General features: G+C 38.0%; 3 protein-coding genes. 2 read left to right on the top strand and 1 reads right to left on the bottom strand.

From position 1 onward, the window contains the following. Positions 1-409: 409 nt before the first annotated feature. The gene (gene pstS, locus F6K13_RS22850; protein WP_124143371.1) at positions 410-1495 is read right to left on the bottom strand and encodes a phosphate ABC transporter substrate-binding protein PstS; all 1086 of its coding nucleotides are present in this window, start codon (positions 1493-1495) and stop codon (positions 410-412) included. 341 nt (positions 1496-1836) lie between these two features. Between pstS and bioB the strand changes: the two genes are divergently transcribed. Next, the gene (bioB, locus tag F6K13_RS22845; protein ID WP_124143370.1) at positions 1837-2931 is read left to right on the top strand and encodes a biotin synthase BioB; all 1095 of its coding nucleotides are present in this window, start codon (positions 1837-1839) and stop codon (positions 2929-2931) included. A 52-nt stretch (positions 2932-2983) separates the two neighbouring features. After that, complete coding sequence (locus F6K13_RS22840) at positions 2984-3568, top strand: biotin transporter BioY (protein ID WP_124143369.1); 585 nt, start codon at positions 2984-2986, stop codon at positions 3566-3568. The last annotated feature ends 285 nt before the right edge of the window (positions 3569-3853 follow it).

The raw sequence follows: 3853 nt of genomic DNA, 5'->3' as shown, positions 1-3853 counted from the left end.
GGTAAGGGTAGGAGACAGGAGACAGGAGACAGGAGACAGGAGAAAAGGGTCGGGAGCGAGGAGGTAGGAGTAAGATAAGAATTGTCCCAAGATTGTTCTGCCCAACTATGAGCCTAAAATACGCTCCTTTTTGAGCGTGAAGAGCTGAAAACCAGGCACTTTTTAAAGGCCCCAAAAAGGCTAAAACCTTTATCTGTAAATACTTTTAGATTTAATCAGCAAGCCCTAATTACACCAATGCTACCAGATTTGATATGATTTTATGATGTGCGACTATTTATTTTATTTTAGGGAAAATAAACCCCTCTAAATCCTCAAGAAGGGTTAAATAATTGAAAAATTAGGAATTACTTGCCAAGAGATATTTCAGGCATAAAGTGCCAAGTATTTTCAATTTTACTGTGTAGAATTACTTAAGACTTATTTGGTAGCCTGAGCTAATTTTATCAGCAGCTGATGCAACTGTCTGACGAACATTGTCAGGAAGTGGAATATAACCTAAATCAGCACTTACCTTTTGACCCTCATTTAAGCCATACTCAATCATTTTTTCTATACCCTGAGCTTTAGCTGCATCATCATATTGGCCATAAATCAGCATCCAAGTGTAAGTAACAATAGGGTAAGAACCACCACCTTCAGGATCGCTAATAAAAGCACGGAGATTTCCTGGTAATTTCACTGCGGCCAGAGTAGACTTAGCAGATTCCAAAGAAGCTTTGATATAACTGCCAGATTTATTTTCTAAAGCTGCAGTAGGGAGACCAGCATTCTTAGCAAAACCAAACTCTACATAACCTATGCCACCCTCTGTTTGACGAATTAAAGCAGCCACACCATCATTTTTAGCACCACCTACACCTGTAGGCCACTGAACAGTTTTTCCTTCACCTACTTTCTGTTTCCACTCTGGACTAATAGCACTCAAATGCTTAGTAAAAACTCCTGTAGTTCCACTACCATCAGAACGATGAACTACAGTAATTGCTTGGTCTGGTAGACTCACACCAGAATTAGCACCAGCAATTTTGGGGTCATTCCACTTTGTGATTTTACCCAAAAGGATATCTACATAAGCTTCCCTGGATAATTTTAGGTCGGATACACCTGGTAAATTGTAAGCTAAGACAACGCTACCTGCAGTCATAGGTAGCATCATTACTCCCCTACCCACTTTGGCAATTTCATCATCTTTCATTGCCACATCACTAGCACCAAAATCTACCAATTCTTGAGTAAATCTCTCCACACCAGCACCACTACCAACTGATTGATAATCTACCTGAACATCGGAACGACTATCTCTCATATCGGCAAACCAACGCTGATATAAGGGAGCTGGAAAAGATGCCCCAGCACCAACTAGGGAGACTTTTTGTTGAGCAAGGCCATATTTTATTCCAGTAATTGTAGTAGCTAGACCAATTGTTAAGGCTACTAAGGATACTTTGGAAGTATTACGAATTATCTGACTAAAATTGATACTAGGTGGCATAACTATTAAATTGTGATATTGACTTTAAACACAAGACATAACGTTAATGCAAGTTGAACATATAAAGGTAAAGAATAGGTAAAAAACAGGTGAAAAATAGGTAAAGAAAAAGTTAACAAATTTTAAATATAGCAATTTCTAAAAAGCGTGAGGTACATAATTCCTTGGTTTTAGGGAACAGGGAACAGGGAACAGAAGATAAATAATAAAGAATTAGGTCTACCTCACAGATATATTTAGTAAAGAAATTTGTAGCACTGAAGCTAATAATGTAGAACGGTAGAAAAAAATGCTAAGATTCTACGACATTAGATGAAATTATTACGATTAAAAGGCTAGCCGTGGTTCAAGCACCCCCATCAACTAATACACAAACAAACACTAAAGCTTTCCTATCTTCGTCAGATAAGAAACAACATCTAGAAACATGGTTGCAAAACTTGGCCGAGCAAATTATTTCTGGGTATCGTCTGAACCGAGAAGAGGCCATTACCCTGACCCAGATAGCAGGACAAGAAGATATACTACTACTTTGTGAAGCTGCGGATAGAGTCCGTCAAGCTTGCTGTGGTAATGTTGTAGACCTATGTAGCATCATTAATGTTAAATCAGGAGGCTGTTCAGAAAACTGTAGCTTCTGTTCCCAGTCAGTCCATCATCCAGGAGAAGCTTCTCCAATTTATGGCCTCAAATCTACAGAAGAAATATTAGCTCAAGCAAAGGCAGCAGAAGCTGGTGGAGCTAAAAGATTTTGCTTGGTTTCTCAAGGTAGAGGTATTAAGTATAACAGTCCCAAATCTACAGAATTTGAGCAAATTCTAGATACAGTAAGGCAAATTATTGCTGAGACTAATATTAAGCCTTGTTGTGCTTTGGGAGAAGTAACACCAGAACAAGCTCAAGCATTGGCAGAGGCGGGAGTAACTCGCTATAACCATAATTTAGAAGCCTCCGAGCAGTTTTACCCCGAAATAGTCACTACTCATAGCTGGAATGACCGAGTAGAAACCGTGAAAAACCTCAAAGCAGCAGGTATTCAGGCTTGCACAGGAGGTATTATTGGTATGGGAGAAACTTGGGAAGACCGGATAGATTTGGCCTTGGCTTTGCGAGAGTTGCAGGTTGAGTCTGTACCCTTAAATTTATTAAACCCTCGTGAAGGTACACCTTTAGGTGAGTTGCCAAAGTTAGACCCCTACGATGCTTTGAAGGCGATCGCTATTTTCCGTCTGATTTTACCAGAACAAATTATTCGCTATGCTGGAGGCCGAGAAGCTGTGATGGGAGAATTGCAAAACTTAGGCCTTAAAGCTGGTATTAATGCGATGTTGATTGGCCATTATCTGACAACTCTTGGTCAACCTCCAGAAAGAGACCAAGCCATGCTTGAATCTCTGGGACTGAAAGGTGGGGAAGCTCCTATTCCAACTAATTAGGTTTGAGGTGGTAGAATAACAGTCTATATTTAAGAAATAATTGTTAATTGTCGTGACAATTACAGTTCAATTACTTTGGGCAATTACAGGTTTACTCTTGACAATTGCTGCGACATTTTTACCTGCCTCTTTTGCAAGTCCAACTTGGATTTGGGAACAACAAGAAGTTAAAACTTTTTCGTTAGGAGTAACTTACCAAGTTGGTGCTGTTTTGTTTGTCGGTTGTTTGGGTGGAAAAAATGCTGCTGTTATTTCTCAAATTGCTTATATATTGTTAGGTCTAACTTTATTACCTGTCTTTAGTCAAGGCGGTGGTATAGGCTATTTGAGAGAACCTAGTTTTGGTTATTTATTGGGTTTTATTCCTGGGGCATGGATATGTGGAAATTTAGCTTTTCAAGCATATCCCAAGCTAGAGTCATTAACTTTTAGTTGTTTACTTGGTTTGTTAAGTATTCATGCAACTGGATTAACTTATCTAATTATCAGCAGTATTTTCGGCTGGAAAAAGGTAGAGTCATTATCTTTATTTGAAGCTATATATAGATATTCTATTTTTCCTTTACCAGGACAACTAGGAATTATATGTGCTGTAGCAGTTATGGCTTATTTCCTACGACGTTTACTATTTTATTAGAGATATCTAATTCTAAAATAGAAAAAGATTACATTTTTTTCCACTACAAAAAATTTCTACATATATTCCCTTTTCCCTAAACTAAATTTATAATATCAATGCTGACTTCAAAAGTTATTGCTCAATTGTAGAATAAATGTAAGCATTTCCTGCGGAATGCTGCGAAACAGCTATTAGCTCCCAGCTCTTATAAGGGGGTTTAAATGAATATAGACTGTTTCAGCCAGCTTTTATAGTAAGTATAAATTATGGCTCAATTAGTAAAGCTTTTATCTAAAACTAAAA

Origin of the sequence: Okeania sp. SIO2B9, assembly GCF_010672505.1 — a bacterium.
GTDB classification, from domain to species: domain Bacteria; phylum Cyanobacteriota; class Cyanobacteriia; order Cyanobacteriales; family Microcoleaceae; genus Okeania; species Okeania hirsuta.
Note: the sequence above shows the minus strand (reverse complement) of the source record. Positions and strands in the feature narration are given on the sequence as shown.